22 protein-coding genes are annotated in these 23,975 nt (G+C 71.4%); 4 read left to right on the top strand and 18 right to left on the bottom strand.

Translation table 11 applies throughout. From position 1 onward, the window contains the following. Positions 1–14 precede the first annotated feature (14 nt). The 7 genes from pheT to infC form a co-directional block, all read right to left on the bottom strand. A complete protein-coding gene (gene pheT / locus J2S55_RS32575; RefSeq protein ID WP_306868746.1) occupies positions 15–2,531 on the bottom strand; it encodes a phenylalanine--tRNA ligase subunit beta in 2,517 nt (838 codons plus the stop codon). After that, positions 2,531–3,580, bottom strand: coding sequence for a phenylalanine--tRNA ligase subunit alpha (pheS, locus tag J2S55_RS32570; RefSeq protein WP_306875652.1), 1,050 nt, complete (start codon positions 3,578–3,580; stop codon positions 2,531–2,533). The genes pheT and pheS overlap by 1 nt, the downstream gene beginning before the upstream one ends. Positions 3,581–3,699: 119 nt before the next feature. Further along, positions 3,700–4,782, bottom strand: a complete 1,083-nt coding sequence (locus J2S55_RS32565) for a sensor histidine kinase (RefSeq protein WP_306868744.1) — start codon at positions 4,780–4,782, stop codon at positions 3,700–3,702. A gap of 51 nt (positions 4,783–4,833) precedes the next feature. After that, positions 4,834–5,664: a TrmH family RNA methyltransferase gene (locus tag J2S55_RS32560; RefSeq protein ID WP_306868743.1), complete on the bottom strand. Its 831-nt coding sequence runs from the start codon at positions 5,662–5,664 to the stop codon at positions 4,834–4,836. A gap of 73 nt (positions 5,665–5,737) precedes the next feature. Further along, on the bottom strand, positions 5,738–6,121 hold the full coding sequence (rplT, locus tag J2S55_RS32555) for a 50S ribosomal protein L20 (protein ID WP_012892552.1): 384 nt from the start codon (positions 6,119–6,121) through the stop codon (positions 5,738–5,740). 24 nt (positions 6,122–6,145) lie between these two features. Further along, entirely contained in the window at positions 6,146–6,340 is a 195-nt protein-coding gene (gene rpmI, locus J2S55_RS32550; protein WP_306868740.1) for a 50S ribosomal protein L35, read from the bottom strand. A 130-nt stretch (positions 6,341–6,470) separates the two neighbouring features. Further along, positions 6,471–7,139, bottom strand: coding sequence for a translation initiation factor IF-3 (gene infC / locus J2S55_RS32545; protein ID WP_442480491.1), 669 nt, complete (start codon positions 7,137–7,139; stop codon positions 6,471–6,473). 338 nt (positions 7,140–7,477) lie between these two features. Between infC and J2S55_RS32540 the strand changes: the two genes are divergently transcribed. Both J2S55_RS32540 and J2S55_RS32535 read left to right on the top strand, forming a co-directional pair. Next, positions 7,478–7,846, top strand: a complete 369-nt coding sequence (locus tag J2S55_RS32540; RefSeq protein WP_306868738.1) for a PadR family transcriptional regulator — start codon at positions 7,478–7,480, stop codon at positions 7,844–7,846. Further along, positions 7,843–8,811 carry a hypothetical protein gene (locus J2S55_RS32535; protein ID WP_306868737.1) on the top strand — a complete coding sequence of 323 codons (969 nt, stop codon included), beginning with the start codon at positions 7,843–7,845 and terminating at the stop codon, positions 8,809–8,811. The genes J2S55_RS32540 and J2S55_RS32535 overlap by 4 nt, the downstream gene beginning before the upstream one ends. Here J2S55_RS32535 and J2S55_RS32530 read toward each other — a convergent pair. The 8 genes from J2S55_RS32530 to J2S55_RS32495 all read right to left on the bottom strand — a co-directional run bounded on the left by J2S55_RS32530 (position 8,786) and on the right by J2S55_RS32495 (position 17,491). Further along, the gene (locus J2S55_RS32530; protein ID WP_306875646.1) at positions 8,786–9,610 is read right to left on the bottom strand and encodes a shikimate dehydrogenase; all 825 of its coding nucleotides are present in this window, start codon (positions 9,608–9,610) and stop codon (positions 8,786–8,788) included. The two genes, J2S55_RS32535 and J2S55_RS32530, sit on opposite strands and share 26 nt — an antisense overlap. Next, entirely contained in the window at positions 9,610–10,770 is a 1,161-nt protein-coding gene (gene mltG / locus J2S55_RS32525; RefSeq protein WP_306868736.1) for an endolytic transglycosylase MltG, read from the bottom strand. Before mltG ends, J2S55_RS32530 begins: the two co-directional genes overlap by 1 nt. 594 nt (positions 10,771–11,364) lie before the next feature. Beyond that, a complete protein-coding gene (ruvX, locus tag J2S55_RS32520) occupies positions 11,365–11,868 on the bottom strand; it encodes a Holliday junction resolvase RuvX (RefSeq protein WP_306868734.1) in 504 nt (167 codons plus the stop codon). A 45-nt stretch (positions 11,869–11,913) separates the two neighbouring features. After that, positions 11,914–14,586, bottom strand: a complete 2,673-nt coding sequence (gene alaS, locus J2S55_RS32515) for an alanine--tRNA ligase (protein WP_306875645.1) — start codon at positions 14,584–14,586, stop codon at positions 11,914–11,916. A 1-nt stretch (position 14,587) separates the two neighbouring features. Then, entirely contained in the window at positions 14,588–14,842 is a 255-nt protein-coding gene (locus tag J2S55_RS32510) for a hypothetical protein (protein WP_306868732.1), read from the bottom strand. Further along, the gene (locus J2S55_RS32505; RefSeq protein ID WP_306868731.1) at positions 14,839–15,225 is read right to left on the bottom strand and encodes a DUF948 domain-containing protein; all 387 of its coding nucleotides are present in this window, start codon (positions 15,223–15,225) and stop codon (positions 14,839–14,841) included. Before J2S55_RS32505 ends, J2S55_RS32510 begins: the two co-directional genes overlap by 4 nt. A gap of 274 nt (positions 15,226–15,499) precedes the next feature. Then, complete coding sequence (locus tag J2S55_RS32500; RefSeq protein ID WP_306868729.1) at positions 15,500–16,810, bottom strand: replication-associated recombination protein A; 1,311 nt, start codon at positions 16,808–16,810, stop codon at positions 15,500–15,502. Positions 16,811–17,029: 219 nt separating this feature from the next. After that, positions 17,030–17,491 (bottom strand): DUF2231 domain-containing protein, encoded by a 462-nt coding sequence (locus J2S55_RS32495; RefSeq protein WP_306868727.1) that lies wholly within the window; start codon positions 17,489–17,491, stop codon positions 17,030–17,032. A 202-nt stretch (positions 17,492–17,693) separates the two neighbouring features. Here J2S55_RS32495 and J2S55_RS32490 point away from each other — a divergent pair, with 202 nt between their 5' ends. Then, positions 17,694–18,578: a peptidylprolyl isomerase gene (locus J2S55_RS32490; RefSeq protein WP_306868726.1), complete on the top strand. Its 885-nt coding sequence runs from the start codon at positions 17,694–17,696 to the stop codon at positions 18,576–18,578. 284 nt (positions 18,579–18,862) lie between these two features. Then, entirely contained in the window at positions 18,863–20,071 is a 1,209-nt protein-coding gene (locus J2S55_RS32485) for a cytochrome P450 family protein (RefSeq protein ID WP_306868724.1), read from the top strand. 64 nt (positions 20,072–20,135) lie between these two features. On the opposite strand, the gene aspS is transcribed toward J2S55_RS32485, so the two are convergent. The 3 genes from aspS to J2S55_RS32470 are packed head-to-tail and all read right to left on the bottom strand — an operon-like array spanning position 20,136 to position 23,832. Continuing rightward, positions 20,136–21,872 carry an aspartate--tRNA ligase gene (gene aspS / locus J2S55_RS32480; RefSeq protein WP_306868722.1) on the bottom strand — a complete coding sequence of 579 codons (1,737 nt, stop codon included), beginning with the start codon at positions 21,870–21,872 and terminating at the stop codon, positions 20,136–20,138. After that, positions 21,869–23,134: a histidine--tRNA ligase gene (hisS, locus tag J2S55_RS32475; protein ID WP_306868721.1), complete on the bottom strand. Its 1,266-nt coding sequence runs from the start codon at positions 23,132–23,134 to the stop codon at positions 21,869–21,871. Before hisS ends, aspS begins: the two co-directional genes overlap by 4 nt. Positions 23,135–23,136: 2 nt before the next feature. Then, the gene (locus tag J2S55_RS32470) at positions 23,137–23,832 is read right to left on the bottom strand and encodes an MBL fold metallo-hydrolase (RefSeq protein WP_306868720.1); all 696 of its coding nucleotides are present in this window, start codon (positions 23,830–23,832) and stop codon (positions 23,137–23,139) included. Positions 23,833–23,975: the final 143 nt, after the last annotated feature.

The raw sequence follows: 23,975 nt of genomic DNA, 5'->3' as shown, positions 1-23,975 counted from the left end.
CTCTCAGATGTGCCTCAGACGCCGCGGAGCTGGGCTCCGGTGCGCTCACCGGCGAGCGCCACGGCCGCGTCGCGGGCCGCGGTGGTCTCCTCGACGGTCAGCGTCCGGTCCGGCGCCCGGAACCGCAGGGTGTAGGCCAGGGACTTCCTGCCCTCACCGGCCTGGGCCCCGGTGTAGACGTCGAACAGCCGGACCGACTCCAGCAGCTCGCCCGCCCCCTCGCGCAGCGCCCGCTCCACCTCGGCCACCGGGGTGGCGGCCTCGACGACGAGCGCGACGTCCTGCGTGGCGACCGGGTAGGAGGAGACCGCGGGGGCCTGCGCCGGACCGGCCGACAGCGGCTCCAGCCTGGTCAGCTCCAGCTCCATCGCGCTGGTGCGCGCGGGCAGGCCGTAGGCCTCGATGACGCGCGGGTGCAGCTCACCGGCGTGACCGACGAGCACGTCCCCGGCGTACAGGGCCGCGCAGCGGCCCGGGTGCCAGGGCTCGTGCCGGTCGGCGCGGACCTCAAGGGTGACCCCGGCCTCGCGGGCCACCGTGCGGGCCGCCTCGACGGCGTCCGCCCAGGCGGCCGCCCGTCCCTGGCCCCACCACCCGGAGCCCTCGAACTCCCCGGCCAGCACGGCTGCCACCCGCAGCGGCTGGGCGGGCAGCGCGGACTCGATGGAGGCGAGCTCCTCCTCGCTCGGCCTGCGGTCCACCCCGAGCACCGGCGCGCGCTTGGCCGCGCCCTGGGACGGCCGGTAGACCAGACCCGTCTCGAACAGCGCGGTGTCGCCGAACCCCCGGCCCACGTTGCGGACCAGCGTCTTGAGCAGCCCCGGCAGCAGCGTGGTCCGCATCAGCGGCTCGTCCTCGCTGAGCGGGTTGGCCAGCCGTACGGCCCGGCGGCGCGCGTCGTCGGCGGGCAGCTGCAGGTTGTCGAAGTCACGCTCCCCGACGAAGGGGTAGGCCAGGATCTCGACGTAGCCGGAGGCGGCCAGCGCCCGGCCCACCCGGCGGCGCAGCCGCTGGCCCTCGCTGAGACCGGCGCCCGCCGGGGCGGCCGGCAGGATCGAGGGCAGGTTCTCGTAGCCTTCGAGCCGGATTACCTCCTCGGCGAGGTCGTTCGGGTCGGTGAGGTCGGGCCGCCAGGAGGGCGGGGTCACCGTCAGCATGTCGTCGCCGGTGACCGCGAGCTTGGCGGCGATCTCGTCGGCGGGGGCGACCGCGCCGCCGGTGACCGTGCAGCCGACCTGCTCAAGGCGGCGGATCACGGTCTCCCGGTCGTAGCCGATCCCGGCGACCTTGCCGGGGTGGCCGCTCGGGATGGAGATGCGGACCGGCTCGACCTCGGCCTCGGCATGGGTCACGCCCGGCTGGATCGTGCCGCCGCCGAGCTCCGCCAGGAGCTGGGCCGCGCGCCAGGAGGCGTACAGCGGCAGCTCCCGGTCCACGCCCCGCTCGAAGCGCTTGGACGCCTCGCTGACCAGGTTGTGGCGGCGGGACATCCGCGCCACGCCGCTGGCGGCGAAGTGCGCGGCCTCGATCACGATGTCGGTGGAGGCCTCGGAGATCTCGGTGTGCAGGCCACCCATGGTCCCGGCCATCGAGATCGCCCCCGACGCGTCGGTGATCAGGACGTCTTCCGGGTCGAGCTTGCGGACGACGTGGTCGAGCGTCTCCAGCGTCTCGCCCGGCTCGGCCCGGCGCACCACGATCCCTCCGGTCAGCCTGGCGGCGTCGAAGGCGTGCAGGGGCTGGCCGAGCTCCAGCATCACGTAGTTGGTGACGTCGACGGCCAGCGAGACCGGGCGCATGCCGGCGCGGGTGAGCCGTACGCGCAGCCACAGCGGGCTGGGCGCCGCCGGGTCGAAGCCCTGCACCTCGCGCAGCACGAAGCGGTCGCAGGCCGTCGGGTCGGCGATGGAGGCCGGATAGGACGGACCCGCGCCGGCGGGCGGGGAGACGTCGGCCGGGTCGAGGAAGGCCGAGCCGAAGGCGGTGGCCGCCTCGCGGGCCACACCGCGGATCGACAGCGCGTAGCCGATGTCCGGGGTGATCTCCAGCTCGATCACGTCGTCGCGCAGGCCGAGCAGCTCGACCACGTCGGCCCCGATCGGGGTGCCCTCGGCCAGCACCATGATGCCGCCGTGCTCGTCGCTCAGCCCGAGCTCGCGCTCGGAGCAGATCATGCCCTCGGACATCCGCCCGTAGGTCTTGCGGGCGCCGACCTCGAAGCCGCCGGGCAGCACTCCGCCGGGCAGCACGACCGGCACCCGGTCGCCGACGGCGAAGTTGGTCGCGCCGCAGACGATCTCACGCGGCGCGGCCTCTCCCACCTCGACCTGGCAGTGCCGGATGGGCTTCTTGAAGCCCTGCAGCTCCTCGATGGCGAGCACCTCGCCGACGACCACGTTCTTGACGTCGTGGCCGTAGGAGGTGACGGCCTCCAGCTTGAGGCCCGCGGCGGTGAGCCTGTCGGCGACCTCTTGGGCGGTGACGGCGGGGAGATCGACATACTCCCGCAGCCATGAAAGCGGGACCTTCATCAGACCTCCATCCCGAACGGGAGCGTGAAGCGGACGTCTCCCTCGACCATGTCGCGCATGTCCTCGACGTTGTGGCGGAACATCAGCGTGCGCTCGATGCCCATGCCGAAAGCGAAGCCGCTGTAGCGGCCGGGGTCGACGCCGCAGGCGATGAGCACCCGCGGGTTGACCATGCCGCAGCCGCCCCACTCGATCCAGCCCTCGGACTTGCAGGTGCGGCAGTGCGGGTTGCCGGGCACCGCGGAGGCGCCCCGGCAGACGAAGCACTTCAGGTCCATCTCGGCGGACGGCTCGGTGAACGGGAAGTAGTTCGGCCGGAACCTGGTCGTGATGCCCTCGCCGAACATGACCTCGGCGAACCGGTCGAGGGTGCCCTTGAGGTGGGCCATGGTCAGGCCCTCGTCGATCGCCAGCCCCTCGACCTGGTGGAAGACCGGGGTGTGGGTGGCGTCGAGCTCGTCGGTGCGGAACACCTTGCCGGGTGAGATCACATAGACCGGCAGGCTCCGGCTGAGCAGGGCCCGGATCTGCACCGGCGAGGTCTGCGTGCGCAGCACCATGCCGGAGTCGACCGACTCCACGAAGAAGGTGTCGTGCTCCGAGCGCGCCGGGTGGTCCGGCGAGATGTTCAGCGCGTCGAAGTTGAACCACTCGCCTTCCAGCTCGGGGCCCTCGGCCACCTCGTAGCCCATCGCGACGAACGCGTCGGCGACGCGCTCCTGCAGGGTGGTCAGAGGGTGCCGGGCGCCGCGCGGGGCGCGGTCCCAGGGCAGCGTGACGTCGACGGTCTCCTCGACGAGGACCCGCTCGTCACGCTCGGCCTCCAGCTGGGCCTGGCGCTCGGCGAGAGCCTCGGAGACGGCCTTGCGGGCACCGCCGATGCGCTTGCCCGCCTCGGCGCGGGCCGCCGGCGGCAGGGCGCCGATCTCACGGTTGGCCAGGGCGATCGGCGAGCGGTCACCGGCGTGCGCGAGCCGTACCTGCTTGAGTTCGTCGAGGTCGCGCGCCGCCTTGATGGCGTCGAGCGCGTCGGCCTGCATGCGCACCATCTCATCGGCGTGCAGCGGGGTCACCTCAACCGGGTCGTAGTTAGACAAGAGAGCTCCGAATCCAGGGCTTAAGCGGCAACGAGTCTAGTCGGGGAAGCCCACCGGGCCTGCATCCACGCTCAGGCGAAGTCAGGGGTGCCGGTGGGCACCATAAATCGGAACTCGGCCCCGCCCTCGGGCCCCCGCTGCACGGAGATGGTGCCACCATGGGCCTCGATCAGGCCCTTGACGATGAACAGGCCGAGCCCGGTGCCACCGCGGCGGCGGGCGTTGCCCCGCCAGAACTGCCGGAACACGCGCGTGGCCAGCTCGGGCGGGATGCCCTCTCCCTGGTCACGGACGGACACGGTCACTCCCCACTCGTTCGGCTCGATGGCTACTGTCACCGTACCGCGCCCGTGGCGGACCGCGTTTTCCAGCAGGTTGGCCAGGACCTGGTCGATCTTGTCCTGGTCGAGCCAGGTCTCGGGCAGCTCGCCCAGGACCTCCAGCCGGAAACGGTCTTCCGGCTCCCCCGCCGCGACCCGCCCGGCGATGACCTTGCGGGCCCTGGCCGGGATGTCGACCACCTGGCGGTGGATCTCCAGCCGCCCGGACTCGATGCGGGAGACGTCGAGCAGCTCGGTGATCAGCCGGGTCACCCGGTCGGCGTCGGCGTTGACCGTCTCCAGCATGACGAGCTTCTGGTTGTCGGTGAAGCGGGTCCACTTGGCCAGCAGGGTCGCGGTGAAGCCCTTGACGCTGGTGAGCGGGGAGCGGAGCTCGTGGGCCACGGTGGAGACCAGGTCGGCGCGGCTGCGCTCCAGGCGGGCGCGGGCGCCGGCGTCGCGCATCGTGATCACCACGCGGACGATCTCACCGCCCCGCTCGGGCCTGCGCACCAGACGGGCGGCCACGAGCATCTCCTGGCCGCCCGGGGTGCGCAGCGGGAGCTCGGGCTGGCGGCTGCGGGTGGGCAGCCCGCCATAGGTGTCGAACCACTTCCACCAGTCGCGCCCGTCGTGGTCGTGGAAGGAGAACACGTCCCGCAGGTGCCGTCCGGCGGCCTGGTCGCGGGTGACCCCGGTCAGGCGGGTCGCGGCCCGGTTGACGGCCAGCACGTGGCCGTCCCGGTCGGTGACGACGAGGCCGTCGGGGAGCTCGTCCACGTCGATCACACAGGCGGAATCAGCGCTCCGCTCGTCGGTGTGTTCGCCGTGCACGACCCCGCCTCCTCGACGCTACAACGCCGACAATAGCGGGTTTCCCGCGTTCTACGGCAGCCTCGGAGCGGGGGTCCGGGAACCGGCCCGCTGAGACCGGGCAGATGCGTACAGACACACCGCGGCGGCGGTCGCGAGGTTGAGACTCTCGGCCCGGCCGTAGATCGGCACGCGGACCACTTCGTCGGTCAGCCGCAGGATCTCCTCCGGCAGTCCCCACGCCTCGTTGCCGAAGACCCAGGCCGTCGGACCGGACAGGTCCACGTCGTCCAGGGTCCGCTCGCCGGCGCCGTCGGCGGCGAGCACCCGCAGCCCGGAGTCCTTCAGCCGCCGCACGGCCTGCGCCACCGGCGCCCCGGTGGTGACCGGGAGGTGGAACAGGCTGCCCGCGCTGGCCCGGACGCACTTGCCGTTGTAGGGGTCCACCGAGGCGTCGGTGAAGACGACCGCGTCGGCACCCGCCGCGTCGGCGGTGCGCAGCACGGTCCCGGCGTTCCCCGGGTCCCGGACGTGGGCGAGCACGGCCACCAGCCTGGCGTCGGCGGTGACGGCGCGGTCCAGGGCCACGTGCACGAACCGGCACACCGCCAGCAGCCCCTGCGGGGTGACGGTCTGGGCGAGCTCGGCCATGACCTCGCCGCTGGCCCGGTGGACGGGCACCCCCGCGGCGGTGGCGGCGGCGACGATGTCGGCGTGGCGCGTCCCGGCCTCGGCCGTGGCGAACAGCTCCACCACGACGCCGTCCAGCGCCAGCGCCTCGCGGACGGCCTGCGGCCCCTCGGCGAGGAAGGACCGGTCCCGGTCCCGGAAGGCCCGTTTGGTCAGCCGCCGCACGGCCTTGACCCTCGGCGACTTGATGTTGGTCAGCTCAGATCCCGCCATGCCCGTCCCCCCAAGAATGCGAATGCGGCCCACAGCGTGATCGCTGTGGGCCGCACGTTCGTCAGTGCCGGATTCAGCCGGCGACCGGCGCGTTCACGTCGGCCGGGAGCGCCTTCTTGGCGGCCTCGACCAGCGTCGCGAACGTGGCGGCGTCGTTGACCGCGAGGTCAGCGAGGATCTTGCGGTCGACCTCGATGGAGGCCAGGCGCAGACCCTGGATGAGCCGGTTGTAGGTGATGCCGTTCTGGCGGGCAGCGGCGTTGATGCGCTGGATCCAGAGACGGCGGAAGGTGCCCTTGCGGTCCTTGCGGTCGCGGTAGGCATAGGTCATCGAGTGGAGCATCTGCTCCTTGGCCTTGCGGTACAGCCTGGACCGCTGGCCCCGGTAGCCCTTCGCCCGCTCGAGAACGACCTTGCGCTTCTTCTTGGCGTTGATCGCCCGCTTCACGCGTGCCATGTGTATCTATCTCCCCGGGGGCCGTTACTTAGCGAGCAGCTTCTTGATCTTCTTGGCGTCGGCATCGGAGAGCACGACCTCGGACTTGAGACGACGCGTCAAGGTGGACGACTTCCACTCGTTGTAGTGCGCGCGGTTGGCCCGGCGGCGCTTGATCTTGCCGGAACCGGTGAGCCGGAATCGCTTCTTCGCACCGCTGTGCGTCTTCATCTTCGGCATCTCAGCCGTCTCTCCCTCGATCGTGCCGATGTCCCGGGCCGGTAACCCGAGTCAAGGGCATGCCTGACTGCGAGACCGGACCCGGTCTCGGCTTAATCTCGCGACTACCTGACGGTTCAGGCTATGCGAGTCACTCCTGCGGAGCGGCCACCTCGTCCTCGACGGGCGCCTGACCCTCCACGGAGTCCTCGTCACGCCGCGCCTTGGCCGCCGCCTTCTCGGCCTTGGCCTCGGCCTTCTTCTTGTGCGGGCCGATCACCATGATCATGTTTCGGCCGTCCTGCTTGGGCTGGGACTCCACGAAGCCGAGCTCCGTGACGTCCTCCGCCAGGCGCTGCAGGAGCCGGAAGCCCAGCTCGGGCCGGGACTGCTCCCGCCCGCGGAACATGATCGTGACCTTGACCTTGTCTCCCGCCTTGAGGAACCGCACCACGTGACCCTTCTTGGTCTCGTAGTCGTGCGGGTCGATCTTCGGCCGGAGCTTGATCTCCTTGATGATCGTGTACGCCTGGTTACGCCGCGCCTCACGTGCCTTCATCGCGGACTCGTACTTGAACTTGCCGTAGTCCATGAGCTTGCACACGGGCGGGCGGGCCGTGGCCGCGACCTCAACGAGGTCGAGGTCGGACTCCTGAGCCAGCTTCAGAGCATCGCCGATGGAGACGATGCCAACCTGTTCGCCGTTCGGGCCGACGAGGCGGACCTCGGGGACGCGAATACGGTCGTTGATGCGGGGCTCGGCGCTGATGGGGCCTCCTAGGTTGCGATCCGCAGCCGCCTTCGCAGGCGGCTGCCACATGCTCGATCGTGCCGGGAGGTCGTGGAACGCAGGCCGTTGGCAGGTCTGGAAGCACGAAATGCCCCGCACGTCGCGCATGCGGGGCCACATGAGCTCATCGGATCTGACACCTTGAGCTCTCCGGAGTTACCCGGTGTGATCCTTGACCTGCCGACCTTGCGGTCGACCAGGTGGGAGGTGAACCTCCGCTTGCGCGTCCAGCAGGCATGCCGGACCGATCGAGTAGTTACATTACCACAACCCCCCACGTCCACAGAATCATCCCGCGACATCCCCGTCAGGGGCGCGATCCCGAGAACTGTTGCACGATATACCGATGGTCGTTATATAACGACAGTATGAACGAGCGATCGATGCAGGAACCCACGTTCCTGATCCTCACGGCCCTGGCCGCCGGGCCCCAGCACGGCTACGGGGTGATCACCGACGTCCAGGAGATCTCCGACGGCCGGGTGCGCCTGCGCGCGGGCACCCTCTACGCCGCCCTCGACCGCCTCCAGTCCGAGGGTCTCGTCGCCGCCGACCGCGAGGAGGTCGTGGACGGCCGCCTGCGGCGCTACTACCGGCTGACCGGCGACGGCGCCGGCCGCCTGGCGGCAGAGGCCGAACGGCTGCGCCGCAACGCCGTGGCCGCCGCCACCCGCCTGCGCGCCCGGCCGGCCGGCGGCATGCTGTTCCGCGGCGGCCTCGCCGGAGGCGCCGCGTGAACCCTCTGGAGAGGCGCTACCGCAGGCTCATGGCCTGCTATCCCCGGGAGCACAGGGCGCGCCACGAGGAGGAGATGATCGGGGTGCTGCTGACCGGAGCCGAGCCGGGGCGCAGGCTGCCGGACCCACGCGACGCCCTCGACCTGGTCCGGGGCGGGGTGCAGATCCGCCTCCAGCGGTTCCTAGGGCCCGAGGCCGCCACGCACTGGCGCGACGCGCTGAACGTCGCCGCCGTCGTCGCCCCCGTCTACCTGCTCGTCGTCCAAGTCGCCGGGACGGTCGTGCTGCTGTGGCCGAGCGATCCGGGCCTGTCGGCCTACAACCTGCTGGGGCTCGTCGGCCTCCTGCCGAACGCGCTGATCGTGGGGCTCGCGCTGCGCGGCCTGCGCTGGACGGCGGCGGCCGCCGCGTGGATCCTCGGGCTCGCCGGTCCCGTCGTCACCGCCGTGGCCACCGCGGACCTGGTCGAGCGGACGGGTGGGCCGGGCGCCTACCCCCCGGTCGGCGTGCCCACCCTCGCCGAGCAGGCGCTCTGGGCGCTGCCCGTTCTGATCCCGGCTCTGCTGCTCACCGCCGCGCCGCGTCCCGCCGAGGGCGCCGAGCTCATCGGCCGCCGGAGACTGCTGCTGTGGGCCGCCGTCAGCACGGTGGCGCTGGCGGCGGCGACCGCGTTCTGGTACGGCTGGTCAGCCGACGACTACGCCAACGTCCTGCTCGGCCCAGCCCTGGCCGCCATGGCCTGCGGGGCCGGCAGCCGCACCCCGGCCGGCCGCCGGGCGATCCTGCTGCTGTCGCCGATGCTGCTCCTGATGTACGGCGACGGCCTGATCCGCAGAACCTTCGACGGCAGGTGGTTCCTGTCCCTGGTGGAGATCCTGCTCGTCGGCGTCCTGGCCGTCGTCGCCCGGCGCGGCTTCAGGCCCTACGGCACCGGGACGGTCAGCTCTCCGGAGCGGCTCGTCTGACGATCTCGGCCTTGCCCGCCGCCCGCATCGTCTCCACCGGCACGTCGGTCCGGCCGGTCATCAGCTCGACCTGCCGGACCGCCTGGTGCAGAAGCATGGGGAAGCCGCCGATCACCGCGCCGCCCCGCTCCGCCACGGCCGCGGCCAGGCGGGTGGGCCACGGCGCGTAGACCACGTCGAAGAGCGCGGGCACCCCGGAGACCCGGCCGGCGAGGTCGTCGGCGGCTCCGGCGGGCAGGGTCGAGACGACCAGGTCCACCTCCAAGGTCGCGTCGAGCTTGTCGAAGGTCCGCACCTTCAGGGCCATGCCCAGCCGTTCCGCCGCCTCCGCGGTCTCCCAGGCTCTGGCCGGCTCGCGGACCACCAGGGCCGCCTCGGCCAGGCCCAGCTCGCGCAGCGCGGCCAGCGCGGAGGCCGCCGTCGCTCCCCCGCCGAGAATCGTCGCCGCCCGGGGCCGGGTCACGCCCGCCTCGGCGAGCGCCTGCACGATGCCGTGGACGTCGGTGTTGTCACCGTGCCGGGCACCGTCGCGGAAGACCACGGTGTTGGCCCCGCCCACCTGGACCGCGAGCTCGGAGACCGTGTCGAGCAGCGGCAGCACGGCCCGCTTGAGCGGCATGGTCAGCGACAGCCCCGCCCACTCGGGGCCGGAGCCGCCGATCAGGGCGGGCAGCCCGGCCTCGTCGCACTCGATCGCCTCATAGCGCCAGTCGTACAGGCCCAGGGCCTCGTAGGCGGCACGGTGCAGGGAGGGGGAGAGCGAGTGCGCGATGGGGGACCCGAGCACCGCCGCCTTCATCATCCGCCCCTCTGGTTCTGTTCGAACTCCGCCTTGAACTGGAAGAACTCGGTCTCGGAGGAGGTGAACTTGGTGATGCCGCGCTTGGTGTCGGTGGTCACGAACCAGATCCAGTCGCCCTTGGTCGGGTGGAGCGCCGCCTGGATGGCGTGGTCGCCGGGGTTGGCGATCGGTCCCGGCGGCAGGCCCGGCCGCGCGTAGGTGTTGTAGGGCGAGTCGCTTTCAAGGTCGGCGTTGGTCGCCGCGACGCCGTACTTGTTCAGCCCGTACATCACCGTGCTGTCCATCTCCAGCTTGCGCGGGGGGTTGCCGCCGAGGCGGTTGTAGATGACCCGGGCCACCTTGCCCATGTCCTTGACGCTGCCGGACTCGGCCTGGACGATGCTGGCGATCGTCATGATCTCGTGCGGCGTGCGGCCGAGAGCCTTGGCCTCCTTCACCAGCCCGTCCTTGTCGGCGGTCTCGTGGAAGCGGTCGACCATCGCGGTCAGGATGTCGGCGGGCTCCATCTTGGGCGTGATCTCGTAGGTGGCCGGGAAGGCGTAGCCCTCCAGCCTGCCCTTGGCGTAGGAGGGCAGGCCCAGCGCCTTGACGTCCTTGGCGGCCCGCTGGAACTCCTTGAGCGGCTTGCCGGTCTGCTTGGCGAGCTGCTCCAGGGTGTCGGACAGGCGCAGGCCCTCCTTGAGGGTCACCCGCTCCAGCAGCCGCTTGGCCGGGTCGAGCAGCTCGACGGCGGCGGCGGCCGACATCTGCTTGCGCATGGTGTATTCGCCGGGCTGCAGGGAGGCGCTCTTGCCCGCCTTGGCGACGGCGTCGGCGAAGGCCCGGGCGCTCTTGACCACGCCCTTGTCCTGCAGGGTCTGGGCGACGTCCGAGGCGCTCTGGCCGCCCTTGATCTCCACGACGACCTCGCCGGTGCCCTGCCCCGTGTAGTCGTCGGGCGTCATCACGTCGCGCAGCCAGGTGTAGCCGTAGAAGCCTCCGGCGCCGATGCCGCCCAGCAGGACGATGACCGCGAGCATCGGGGCGAGGAACCCGCCCCGGTTGCGGCGGCGCTTACGGCGACGGCCGCGCCGCCCGCCGCCCGAGGACGCGCGGGACTTGCGCCGCGACCCACCGTCGTCGTCGGCGACCAGGAAGTCCATATCGAGATCGTTCATAGAGTCGCCGGCCAATCTCCCGGTAGGTGCGGCCTGGCGTCAAGCGGGTATGCCAAACCGAGGGGGGACACCGGGCCAAACGCCCCGGTTCGCCGGGCACCTTCTCCAGGCCTGCCGGTGCGCGTCGCCGCATGCGACGGAACGAGAGGTGTTCCGCCGGGCATCAACACGCCCCGAGGTAACGGTTCAGGTCTTCCCGGTCTCTCACGAACTCACTCTCCGTATCAGCGAATTTCGTGATTCTATGCTCCGGAGCGATTGTGACAAACCGGAAGCAATCACCTTGATATGGCCTGAGAGCCGTCCGCCGCGCCCTCTCCCCCGGCCACACAGGGGATCCGGGCCGCGGACAGAAGACGTGAGGCGGTCTCACCCGGGTGTCCTTCTCCGGCACCTCGGGGGTCCCGCGCCGCGGTGCGTAGCGCACCGTGACGTCGGACGGGAGCGGGGCCCGCGCCCTGATCCGGCCGCCGGTCGCTCCGGCGCCTCCGGGACGGCCTGGGCTCCGCCCGTCCTCGGCGTGGCGGACCCCCGCCACCGCGACGGCCGCCAGGGGGGACGGGACCGTGCCACCCGCAGGCGGCCGCAGTGGGCTCACCGAGCGGCCCCACCACTCGATCCTCCGCCGGGGGGCTGCCCCTCGCCCGGCGGGTCGAGCGCCCGGCCCGGCGGCGTGCCGGTGGCGCGCTCGGCGTCCAGAGCCGCCTGGAGCAGCACGACGGCCGCCGCCTGATCCACCACACCACGCTGGTTCTTGGCCTTCACCCCGCTGGCCCGCAGGCCCTGCTGGGCGGTGACCGTGGTCAGCCGCTCGTCGAACAGCCGGACCGGGATGTGCGCCAGCCGCTGCGCGATCCGGGCGGCGAAGTCGCGGGCGGCCTCGGCCGCCCGTCCCTCGCGCCCCGAGAGCGAGGTCGGCAGGCCGACCACGATCTCGACGACCTCGTACTCGGCCGCGATCTCCGCGAGCCGGTCCAGGTCGCCCCTGCCGCGCCGTACGGTCTCCACCGGCGTGGCCAGCAGCCCCGAGGGGTCACTGCGGGCCACGCCGATGCGGACCGAGCCGACGTCGACGCCCATCCGGATACCGCTTCTCATCATCGTCTCCGCCCCGAGCCGGATCCGGTCCGCAGGCGCCCGCCGTCAGACGAGCGTCTGGGCGATCGCCTGCTCGACGGCGCCGAGCGCCTCGCCGATCGCCTCGGGACGGACCCCTCCGCCCTGGGCGACGTCGTCCTTGCCTCCGCCGCCACCGCCGAGCGCCTTGGCGGCGACACCGACGAGCCGGCCCGCCTTCAGACCGCGCTCGCGCCCGGTCTCGTTCACCGTCGCGACGACCACCGGCCGGTCGCCGGGGACGCCGGCGACGACGACGACCGCGGGGCGCTCACCGGGGAAGCGGCCGCGCACGTCGAGGGCGAGCCTGCGCAGGTCGTCGGGGGAGGTCCCGTCAGGAGCGCGGTGCGTCACGACGGACACGCCGTGCAGGTCCCGGGCACCGGCGGCCAGCTCGCCCGCCATCGCGAGCACCTGGGCGGAGCGGAGCTTGTCCAGCTCCTTCTCCGCGGTGCGCAGCCGGGTGACGATGCCCTCGATCCGCTCGGGCAGCTCCTCACGACGGGCCTTGAGCTGCTCCGACAGCTGGGCGACGAGCACGCTCTCGCGGGCCAGGAAGCGGAAGGCGTCCAGGCCGACCAGGGCCTCCACCCGGCGCACGCCCGCGCCGATCGACGCCTCGCCCAGCACCTTGACCAGGCCGAGCTGGCCGGAGCTGGAGACGTGGGTGCCGCCGCAGAGCTCGCGGGAGTATTCGCCGACCTCGACGATGCGGACGGTCTCACCGTACTTCTCGCCGAACAGGGCCAGCGCGCCCATCGCCCGGGCCTCGGCCTGCGAGGTGTGGAAGGCGTTGACCTTGAGGTCGTTGATCAGGACGGCGTTGACCTCGTCCTCGACGTCACGGAGCATGCTGGGCGCCACGGCGCCGGCGGCGGTGAAGTCGAAGCGGAAGCGGCCGGGCGAGTTCTCCGAACCGGCCTGCGCCGCCGTCTCGCCCAGCGCGTTGCGGAAACCGCGGTGCACCAGGTGGGTGGCGGTGTGGCTGCGGGAGATGGCGCGGCGCCGCTCGACGTCGATCTCGGCCTGGGCCTGGTCGCCCACCCGGATCTCACCGGTGCGGACCTTTCCGCGGTGCACGACGACGCCGGCGACCGGGGACTGCACGTCCACGATCTCCACCTCGGCCCCGTCGGTGCGGATGACGCCCTGGTCGGCGAGCTGGCCGCCGCCCTCGGCGTAGAAGGGAGTGCGGCCCAGCACGACCTCGACCTCGGTGCCGGCGCCCGCGGCCGGGACCGAGAGCCCGCCGACGAGGACGCCGATGACCTCCGACTCGGCGCTGACCTGGTCGTAGCCGAGGAACTCGACCTTGCCGGTCTTCTCCAGGATCTGCCCGAACACCGAGATGTCGGCGTTGCCGGTCTTCTTGGCGGCGGCGTCGGCCTTGGCCCGGTCGCGCTGCTCCTTCATCAACCGGCGGAAGCCCTCTTCGTCGACCTTCAGCCCCTGCTCGGAGGCCATCTCCAGGGTCAGGTCGATCGGGAAGCCGTAGGTGTCGTGGAGCTGGAATGCCTGCTCCCCGCCGAGCGTGCCCTGCCCCTTGCGCTTGGTCTCCTCCACGGCCACGTCGAAGATCGCAGTGCCGGTGCGGAGGGTGCCCAGGAAGGAGGCCTCCTCGGCGTCGATGACACCGTGGATCTGCGGGGCGTCGACCTTGAGCTCGGAGTATTGGTCGCTCATCACGCCGATGGTCACCGCGGTGAGCTCGTGCATGTAGCGCTCCTCGCCCGCGCCGAGCAGGCGCAGGTTGCGGATGGCGCGGCGCAGGATCCGGCGCAGCACGTAGCCACGTCCCTCGTTGGAGGGCAGCACGCCGTCGGCGACGAGCATCACGCCGGTCCGGACGTGGTCGGCGATGACCCGCAGCGAGACGTCGGCGCGCTCGTCGCGGCCGTAGCGCGTCTTGGTGAGCTCGGCGGCCCGCTCCAGGATCTTGTAGGTGGTGTCGATCTCGTAGATGTTGTCGACGCCCTGCAGGATCGCCGCCATGCGCTCCAGGCCCATGCCGGTGTCGACGCTCTTGGCGGGCAGCTCGCCGAGGATCGGGTAGTCCTCCTTCACCCCGCCCGCGCCGCGCTCGAACTGCATGAAGACGTTGTTCCACACCTCGAGGTAGCGGTTCTCGTCGGCGATCGGGCCGCCGTCCTTGCCGTATTCGGGGCCGCGGTCGTAGTAGATCTCGGTGCACGGGCCGCACGGTCCGGGCACGCCCATCGACCAGTAGTTGTCGGCCATGCCGCGGCGCTGGATGCGCTCCTCCGGGACGCCGACCTTGTCGTGCCAGATGGCGTAGGACTCGTCGTCGTCGTAGTAGACGGTGACCCAGAGGCGCTCCTCGGGGAAGCCGAAGCCGCCCTCGGACTCCGGCTTGGTCAGCAGCTCCCACGCCAGCGGGATCGCCTGCTCCTTGAAGTAGTCGCCGAAGGAGAAGTTGCCCAGCATCTGGAAGAACGTGGCGTGCCTGGTGGTCTTGCCGACCTCTTCGATGTCGGGGGTGCGCACGCACTTCTGGGCGCTGGTGGCCCGGTTGAAGGGCGGCTTCTGCTGGCCCAGGAAGTAGGGCTTGAACGGCACCATGCCCGCGGGGACCAGCAGCAGCGTCGGGTCCTCGGCAATCAGGCTGGCCGAGGGCACTACGGCGTGCCCACGCTCCTCGAAGAAGCGCAGGAAGCGGCGGGCGATCTCTGCCGACTCCATGTCAGCGGCCATCCTTTACATCGTAGTGATAGGTGTTCTCAACAGTGTCGAGCCCGAACCTGGATCGCAACTCGGTTTCCCGCTTGGCCGCGCCCTCCAGGGCGTCGCCGGCGAAGTCCCGCATCTGCTCCAGGGCACCGGAGGCGCTGTGCACGGCGCGCCGGGCCAGGTGGTTCGGGTGCAGTGCCTGCAGCTTACGCATGGCCCACACCGCGCCGAACGCGCCCAGGGACATGTAGAACAGTCGCCGGATCATCGCCGCCGCCTCTCCAGCATCCGAAGGTTCGATCTGCCACGGACGTGCAGGGCCTGCCGGACGCCGTGAGCGAGTGCCGCGATCTTGATCAGCGGCCCGGTGACCAGGGTCTGGGCGACATCACTGACCTTGGCGACGTGCCCGCTGACCTGCTTGACGTCCACGGCGATCGCCTCGACGGCCACGAGCTGGCGGTTGGCCTCGCTGACGGTGGTCGTGACGTCCTCCAGCAGCGGCACCACCCGCTCGCCCAGCTCCGAGACCATCTTGGTGGTCTCGGTGAGCAGCCGGGCCAGCCTCACCAGGACCATGGCCAGGAAGCAGACCAGGACCACCCACGCCACGGCGACGATCAGTCCTGCGACCTCTCCGGCGGTAAGCATGCGCCGATCTCCTCACTCGACCCGGCTGGAACGGCAAAACCCTATCGCGTCCGGCACCACTCCCCCGGCACGCCGTCTCGGACGGGCCGTCCCGCATGGGCCGGGAGGCGTCGCGGGGCCGGACGTCGCCGTCGGGCCGTCCCCGCCCCGCGCGGGGCGCCTACCCAGGCTAGTCGCCGGAAACCCCGCCGCGGCAAGCTCGACGCCGCGGACGCCTGCGCGGGCGGGTCGCCGAGGACCTCCCTCCGGGCGGCCGCCGACCCCCTTCAGGAGGTCACTGGCCGCGGAGAAAGGAGCGGATCTTGGACCAGCGGTCGGCGAAGGCCGCCTCGGCCCCGTGGCGGGTGGGCTGGTAGTAGCGGCGCTCCCGGAGCTCCTGCGGGGCGTAGTCCTGGCGGACCAGACCGTGCTCGAAGTCGTGCGGGTATTTGTAGCCCTTGCCGTGGCCGAGCTTCCCGGCCCCGCCGTAGTGGGCGTCGCGCAGATGGTTGGGCACGTGGCCGATGCCGCCGCGCCGCACGTCCTCCGAGGCCGCGCCGATCGCGTTGGTCACCGCGTTGGACTTGGGGGCCAGCGCGCAGTGGATGACCGCCTGAGCCAGGTTGAGCCGTCCTTCGGGCAGGCCGATGAACTCCACCGCCTGGGCCGCGGCCACCGCGACCTGCAGGCACGTCGGGTCGGCCATGCCGACGTCCTCGGAGGCGAAGATGACGATCCGGCGCGCGATGAAGCGGGGATCCTCACCCGCCTCGATCATGCGGGCGAGGTAGTGCAGCGCCGCGTCGGCGTCCGAGCCGCGCATGCTCTTGATGAAGCCGCTGATCACGTCGTAGTGCTGGTCGCCCTGGCGGTCGTAGCGGACGGCCGCCTTGTCCACCGCGCGCTCCACCACCTCGACGGTGATCTCGCCGTCGGCGATCAGCGAGGCGGCCTCCAGGTAGGTCAGCGACCTGCGGGCGTCTCCCCCGGCCAGCCGCGTCAGGTGCTCGGCGGCCTCGGGCGCCAGCTTCGTGCTGCCGTCCAGGCCGCGCGGGTCGGCCACGGCGCGCTCCAGCACCGACCGGATGTCGTCCTCCGACAGCGACTCCAGGGTCAGCAGGAGCGAGCGGGACAGCAGCGGCGAGATGACGGAGAAGAACGGGTTCTCGGTGGTGGCGCCGATGAAGGTGACCCAGCGGTTCTCCACCGCGGGCAGCAGGGCGTCCTGCTGGGCCTTGTTGAAACGGTGCACCTCGTCCACGAACAGCACGGTCTGGCGGCCGGACATGCCCAGCTCGCGCCGGGCCTGCTCGATGGCCGCGCGGACCTCCTTGACGCCCGCGGACACGGCGGAGACCTCGACGAAGCGGCGCTTGGTGACCCCCGCCACCACATAGGCCAGGGTGGTCTTGCCGGTGCCGGGCGGGCCCCACAGGAACAGCGACATCGGCGCCTCGGCCTCGACGAGCCTGCGCAGCGGCGTGCCGGGACCCAGCAGGTGGCGCTGGCCGATCACCTCGTCGAGGCCGCGCGGGCGCATCCGCACCGCCAGGGGCTCATGGCCGCGATGGGCCTCCTCCGCCGCCGAATCGAACAGGCTGTCCACGCTCCGACAGTACCGGCAGGGCGCCGCTGCCGGATCCACGCGCCGGGCGCCCGGCCGGCGCGGGAGGGAGGCCCGCCGGCGCGGGAGGGAGGCCCGCCGGCGCGGCGGGGCTCCTTCCGCGGGCGCCCCCGCCGCGCGCGGAAGGAGCCACACCGTCTCGATGTGGTCCAGGCGGTCCCGCGGGCACCCCCGCCGCCCGTGGAAGGAGCTCCGGCCCGGTCAGCTCCCCCAGACGGCGACCGCCCCGCTGTGCCCGGCGCGCAGCACGTAGTAGAGCGCCGCGACGGCCACGAGCACGGTGAGCGCCGAGACGGCCGGCCCGCTCAGCCGTCCGTACCGCTCGCCCCACGAGAGGTGGACGAGGATCAGCGAGACCACGCCCAGGGCGAGGGTGGACAGCAGCAGCGGCGTGGCGAAGCCCTCGTGCTCGGCGATGCGCCGGCCGAGCCGGCCGTCGACCGAGGAGAACCGCCCGTCCTTCAGCGCCTCGCCGCTCTGCCTGGCCGCGAAGACGGCGATCGGGACGATCACCGCGAGCGCCGTCACCGGCCACTTCAGTACGGCCCGCGTGCGCGGTGCCAGCGCGTGGGCGGCGGCCAGCACCGCCAGGAGCGGCGTCAGGACCACGGCGGCGTGGATGATCAGGGGATGGGCGGGCAGACCCAGGATCTCGTCGAACATGCGGGGGCTCCGGTCATACGCGACTCTTCATCACCGAATACGGAATCTCACCACGAAAGGTTCTGAAATGCACCAGGGTGTCCGGTGAGTTCCCCACCTGTCCCATGCGCTGGATTACGTCACTTACATCCAGCACACGCCAAGGCCGGTACGCTTTCCGCCAGTCAATAGTCATGAAACGGTAATCGTGGAGGACATAGCGGTGAGCGGCGAGGACCGCCAGAGCCAGCTGGCGCGGGAGCACAAGGAGCGTCAGGCCCAGCGTGCTGAGCAGGCGACCAAGGCGAAGCGGAACACCTTCATCGGCGCCGGCGTCGCGGTCGTTGTCGTCGTCGGCGGCCTGGTCGCCGCGACGACCCTGCTCGGAGGCAACGACGGCGGCAAGCCCGCGGCCGCGAGCTCGCCGGCCCCCTCCGACACCGCGCAGCCGACGATCTCGGCCACGCCCAGCGCCCCGATCGATCCGTCCAAGGTGAGCTGCACCTACCGCAAGGACACCAGCGGCAGCCCGGCCAAGAAGGTGGGCATGCCGCCGCGCAAGCCCAACCTGAAGCTGAAGACCATGACGATCACCACCAACCAAGGTGTCGTCGTGATCGACCTGGCGACCCAGCAGGCTCCCTGCGCGGTGAACTCCCTCGCCTTCCTGGCCAGGAAGAACTTCTACGACAACACCAAGTGCCACCGCCTGGCCACCCCGGAGAACTCCGGTGTGCACATGCTTCAGTGCGGTGACCCGCAGGCCAAGGCCGACGGCGAGAACCCCACCGACGGCCAGGGCAGCTCGGGCTACGTCTTCGACGACGAGAACCTCGGTGGCATACCGTACGCCAAGGGCACGGTCGCGCTGGCCCAGCCCGCCGACGCGAGCAACCAGAACGGCAGCCAGTTCTGGTTCTCCCTCGGAGACGAGAACTCCCAGCTGGACCCGGCCTACACGCCTTTCGGGACCGTCTCCAAGGGCATGGACGTCCTTGAGAAGATCGCCGCGGGCGGGTGGATCGTCAACCCCGAGGACATCACCGGCGACGGCGGCTCCACCGCCCCCAAGCTCCCGGTGATCATCAAGGACATGAAGCTCGCCTGACGAGGTCCCGGGCGGGACGCCCCGGCGGTCGGTCGACCGCCGGGGCGTCCGCTTTTCTCCGGGCCCGCGCTCCGAGTTCTCTCCCGCCCGGTGCTCCGAGCGGGTCCTCCCGAGCCGGTTTTTCCGAGCCGTCCCTCCCCGGCGGGCCGGCGCCGCGGAGCTCCCGGATACTGCGGACGATCTATCCCATATCGTGTGATCCCGCTCATATAAGGTCGACATCCGGCGCCCCCGAGCGACACTTGAGGCGGAGACAGTGTGATCCATCTCACTGAGGGGCGCCGATGCCGGAGAAACTACCCGCCGAGTTCGTGTTCAGCCCGGAGTTCAGCAGGGATCCCCATTCCACCTACAGCGCGCTCCGGGACAGGGGCCCGGTCCACCCGATCGACTTCCCACCCGGTACCGACGCCTTCCTGGTGGTCGACTACGAGCACGGCCGCAAGGCCCTCAACGACCCCCGCCTGAGCATGAACCCGGCCCGGTGGCCGGAGCTGTTCCCCATGATCTTCGGGCAGGGCAACCCGGTGCTCGCGCACAACATGCTCAACAGCGACCCGCCCGACCACACCCGGCTGCGCCGCCTGGTCTCCAGGGCCTTCACCCCGCGGCGGACCGAGAGCCTGCGGCCCCGGGTCCAGGAGATCACCGACGAGCTCATCGACGCGATGACCGCCAGGGGCCACGCCGACCTGCTCGGCGACTTCGCCTTCCCGCTGCCGATCACGGTGATCTGCGAGCTGCTGGGCGTCCCGGTCGACGACCGCGACGCCTTCGGTGACTGGTCGACCTCCCTGATCACCCCGCCTCTCGACGAGGAGCAGGCCCGGCACCGCGCCGAGGCGAACGACGCCATGCGCGCCTACTTCGGCCGGATCATCGCCGAGCGCCGGGCCCGGCCCCGCGACGACATGGTCAGCGCGATGGTCGCCGCCCGCGACGAGGAGGATCTGCTCAGCGAGGAGGAGGTGCTGTCCACGCTCACGCTGCTGCTCATCGCCGGGCACGAGACCACGGTCAACCTGATCGGCAACGGCATGCTGGCCCTGCTCACCCACCCCGGCCAGCTCGCGCTGCTGCGGGAGCGGCCCGGACTGCTGCCGTCGGCGATCGAGGAGTTCCTGCGCTACGACGGCCCCGTGGAGCGGGCCTCCTTCCGCTTCTCCACCGACGACATGGAGATCGCCGGCGTCCCCGTCCCCAAAGGCAGCCTGGTCCACGTCTGTCTCGGCGCGGCGGGCCGTGACCCCGGGGCGTTCGACGATCCCGACACCCTCGACATCACCCGGACCGACAACCGCCACGTGGCCTTCGGCCACGGCATCCACTTCTGCCTGGGCGCGCCGCTGGCCCGCCTGGAGGCCCAGATCGCCTTCGAGACGCTGCTGCGCCGCCTGCCGGACCTCGCGCTCGCCTGCCCGCCCGGCGAGATCGCCTGGCACCGGAACGGCTCGCTGATCCGCGGGCTGCGGGCGCTGCCCGTCCGCTTCTAGCCCTTCCGGTCACGGCAAAGGCCCCCCGGGACGCGTCCGTCCCGGGGGCCTCCGGCCGGGGAGCTTAGACCTCCGCCTTCGGCTTGGCGTCCACGCCCGCCTCCTTGCGCTGCTCACCCGTGATCGGGGTGGGCGCGCCGGTCAGCGGGTCGAAGCCGGAAGCCGTCTTCGGGAAGGCGATGACGTCGCGGATCGAGTCGCCGCCCGCCAGGAGCATGCAGACGCGGTCCCAGCCGTAGGCGATGCCGCCGTGCGGGGGCGGGCCGTACTTGAACGCCTCCAGCAGGAAGCCGAACTTGCTCTCCGCCTCCTCCTTGGAGATGCCGAGCACGTCGAAGACGCGCTGCTGCATCTCGGCCCGGTGGATACGGATCGAGCCGCCGCCGATCTCCATGCCGTTGCAGACCATGTCGTAGGCGTAGGCCAGGGCCTCGCCGGGGTGGTCCTGGAAGTTGTCGGCCCACTCGGGCTTGGGCCCGGTGAACGGGTGGTGGACCGCGGTCCAGCCGCCCTCGCCGTCCTCCTCGAACATGGGGGCGTCGACGATCCAGAGGAAGTTCCACGCCGACTCGTCGATCAGCCCGCAGCGGCGGCCGATCTCCAGGCGGGCCGCGCCGAGCAGGTCGCGCGAGCCGGCGGCCGCGCCGGCCGCGAAGAAGATCGCGTCACCGGGCCTGGCGCCCGTCTTGGCGGCCAGCCCCGCGGCCTCGCTCTCCGAGAGGTTCTTGGCGACCGGGCCGCCGAGCGTGCCGTCCTCGCCGACGAGGACGTAGGCCAGGCCCCTGGCGCCGCGCGACTTGGCCCACTCCTGCCAGCCGTCCAGCTCCTTGCGGGTCTGGGAGGCGCCACCCGGCATGACCACGGCGCCCACGTAGGGGGCCTGGAAGACGCGGAAGGTGGTCTCGGCGAAGTATTCCGTCATCTCGACGAGCTCCTGGCCGAACCGCAGGTCCGGCTTGTCGGAGCCGTAGCGGGACATGGCCTCCCAGTAGGTCATCCGGGGCAGCGGCGTCGGCAGCTCGTAGCCGAGCGTCTCCTTCCAGACGCGGCTGATCAGAGCCTCGCCCAGGGCGATGACGTCGTCCTGGTCCACGAAGGACATCTCGATGTCGATCTGGGTGAACTCCGGCTGCCGGTCGGCGCGCAGGTCCTCGTCGCGGAAGCAGCGGGCGAGCTGGTAGTAGCGCTCCATGCCGGCGACCATGAGCAGCTGCTTGAACAGCTGCGGCGACTGGGGCAGCGCGTACCAGCTACCGGGCTGCAGGCGGACCGGGACCAGGAAGTCGCGGGCGCCCTCGGGGGTGGAACGGGTCAGCGTCGGGGTCTCGATGTAGTTGAACCCGTGCTCGTTCATCACCTCGTGGGCCAGGTAGGTGGCCTTGGAGCGGATCCGCATGGCCTGCGCGACCTGCTGGCGGCGGATGTCGAGGTAGCGGTATTTGAGCCGGGCCTCCTCCGACACCCCGGTGCTGCCCTCGATCGGGAACGGCAGCGGGGCGGACTCGCTGAGCACCTCGACCTCGGAGGCGACGACCTCGATCGCGCCGGTCGGCAGCTCGGGGTTCTCGTTGCCCTCCGGACGGACCCGCACCTCTCCGACGACCTTGACGCAGTATTCCGCGCGCAGGCCGTGCGCGTCGTCCTCCTCGCGGAAGACCACCTGGGAGGAGCCGGAGGCGTCACGCAGGTCGATGAAGACCACGCCGCCGTGGTCGCGGCGGCGCGCCACCCAGCCGGCCAGCGTCACCTGCTGCCCGGCGTGCTCCTTGCGCAGTGATCCCGCTTCGTGCGTGCGGATCATTTCTTCAGTCTCTCCTTCAAGGTCGTGACGATCTCAGCGAGCGGTACGGCGGCCTGGTCGCCGCTGACCAGGTCCTTGACCTGTGCGGCCCCCGCGGCGATATCTCGCTCGCCGAGGATCACCGCGTAGCTCGCCCCCGACCGGTCGGCGCCCTTCATGGCGCCCTTGACGCCCTTGCCGCCGAACGACATGTCGGCGTCGAGACCGGCCCGGCGCAGCTCGGTGATGAGCAGGAACATCCGGCGGCGCGCCTCCTCACCCAGCGGCACACCGTACACCTGGACGCGCGGGTCGGTGGTCTCGGCGCCCGCCAGGCCCTCGGCCTCCATGGCCAGGAGCGTCCGGTCGACGCCGAGCGCCCAGCCGACGCTGGGCAGGGCCGGGCCGCCGAGCATCTCGCTCAGTCCGTCGTAGCGGCCTCCGCCGCCGACCGCCGACTGGGAGCCCAGCCCGTCGTGGACGAACTCGAACGTGGTGCGCGTGTAGTAGTCGAGCCCGCGGACCAGCCTGGGGTCGTCGGTGTAGGTCACGCCGGAGGCGGTCAGCAGCGAGCGGACCTCCTCGTGGTAGGTCTTGCACGCCTCGCACAGGTGGTCGACGACCAGCGGGGCCCCGGCGAGCTGGGCCTGCACCTCGGGGCGCTTGTCGTCGAGCACGCGCAGCGGATTGATCTCGATCCGCTGCCGGGTGGCCTCGTCGAGGTCGAGGGTGCGCAGGAAGTCCTGGAGCGCGGCCCGGTAGACGGGGCGGCACTCCCGGTCGCCCAGCGTGTTGAGCAGCAGCCGGACCCCGGTGAGCCCCAGCCCGGCGTAGCCGTCGGCGGCCAGCACGATCAGCTCGGCGTCCAGCGCCGGGTCCTCCGCCCCCAGCGCCTCGGCGCCGACCTGCCAGAAGTGGCGGTAGCGGCCCTTCTGGGCACGCTCGTAGCGGAACTGGCTGCCGGAGTACCACAGCTTCACCGGGAGCTGGCCGTTGTGCAGGCCGTGCTGGAGGACCGAGCGCACGACCGAGGCGGTGCCCTCGGGGCGCAGCGTGAGGGAGCGCCCGCCCTTGTCCTCGAAGGTGTACATCTCCTTGGAGACGATGTCGGTCGATTCGCCGACCCCGCGGACGAACAGCGCGGTGTCCTCGAAGACCGGCGTCTCGATGTAGCCGTAGCCCGCGCGGCGGGCCGGGGCGGTCAGCGCCTCCCGCACGGCGAGCGCCTGCTCCGATCGCGGTGGGAGCCAGTCAAAGGTGCCCTTGGGCGCCTGCAAAGTCATCTTCAGAGTCCCCTGGTGGGAGCGGCGTACGGCGCGGCTTCCGCGAGATACGGGTTGGTGGCGCGCTCGTGGCCGATCGTGGTCTGTGGTCCGTGGCCGGGCAGGACCACCGTGTCCTCCGGCAGCGGCAGGCATTTGGTCGCCAGGCTGCGCAGGATGGTCGGGTAGTCGCCGCCCGGGAGGTCTGTGCGGCCGATGGAGCCGGCGAACAGCAGGTCGCCCGAGAACAGCACGTCCGGGATCTCTTCGGTGCTGGGCAGCCTGAACGTCACCGACCCCCTGGTATGGCCCGGGGTGTGGTCGACGGTGAGCTCCATGCCCGCCAGCCGCAGCACCTCGCCGTCGGCGAGCTCGCGCACGTCGTCGGGCTCGCTGAAGGCCAGCCCGCCGAACAGCTGCTGCCGGGTCGCCAGCGACAGCCCCTTGCCCGGATCCGAGAGCAGGTCGCGGTCCTCCGGGTGGATCCACGCGGGGACGTCGCGTGCCCCGCAGACCGGGGCGACCGACCACATGTGATCGATGTGCCCATGGGTGACCAGCACCGCGACCGGCTTGAGCCGATGCTCGCGCAGCACGTCGTCGAGGTCGCCGACGGCGTTCTGGCCCGGGTCGACGATGACGCACTCCTCGCCGGCGGCGGGAGCGACGACGTAGCAGTTGGTCTGAAACGACCCTGCGGGAAAGCCGGCGATGAGCATCTGCCTCAGCTGATCTCGTCAAGAATACGGATGGGAATGTAACCGAAGGGTACCGGTGCGGGTCGGCGGGCTGCGAACCATTACCCTTTGGCCGATACGATTCGCCCACCTCATTAAGTAATACTCCGGCACTCGGGAGGGCG

This window comes from Streptosporangium brasiliense (assembly GCF_030811595.1).
In the GTDB taxonomy this organism is placed as follows: domain Bacteria; phylum Actinomycetota; class Actinomycetes; order Streptosporangiales; family Streptosporangiaceae; genus Streptosporangium; species Streptosporangium brasiliense.
The sequence above is the reverse complement of the archived record's forward strand: the minus strand, read 5'-3'. Positions and strand labels throughout refer to the sequence as shown.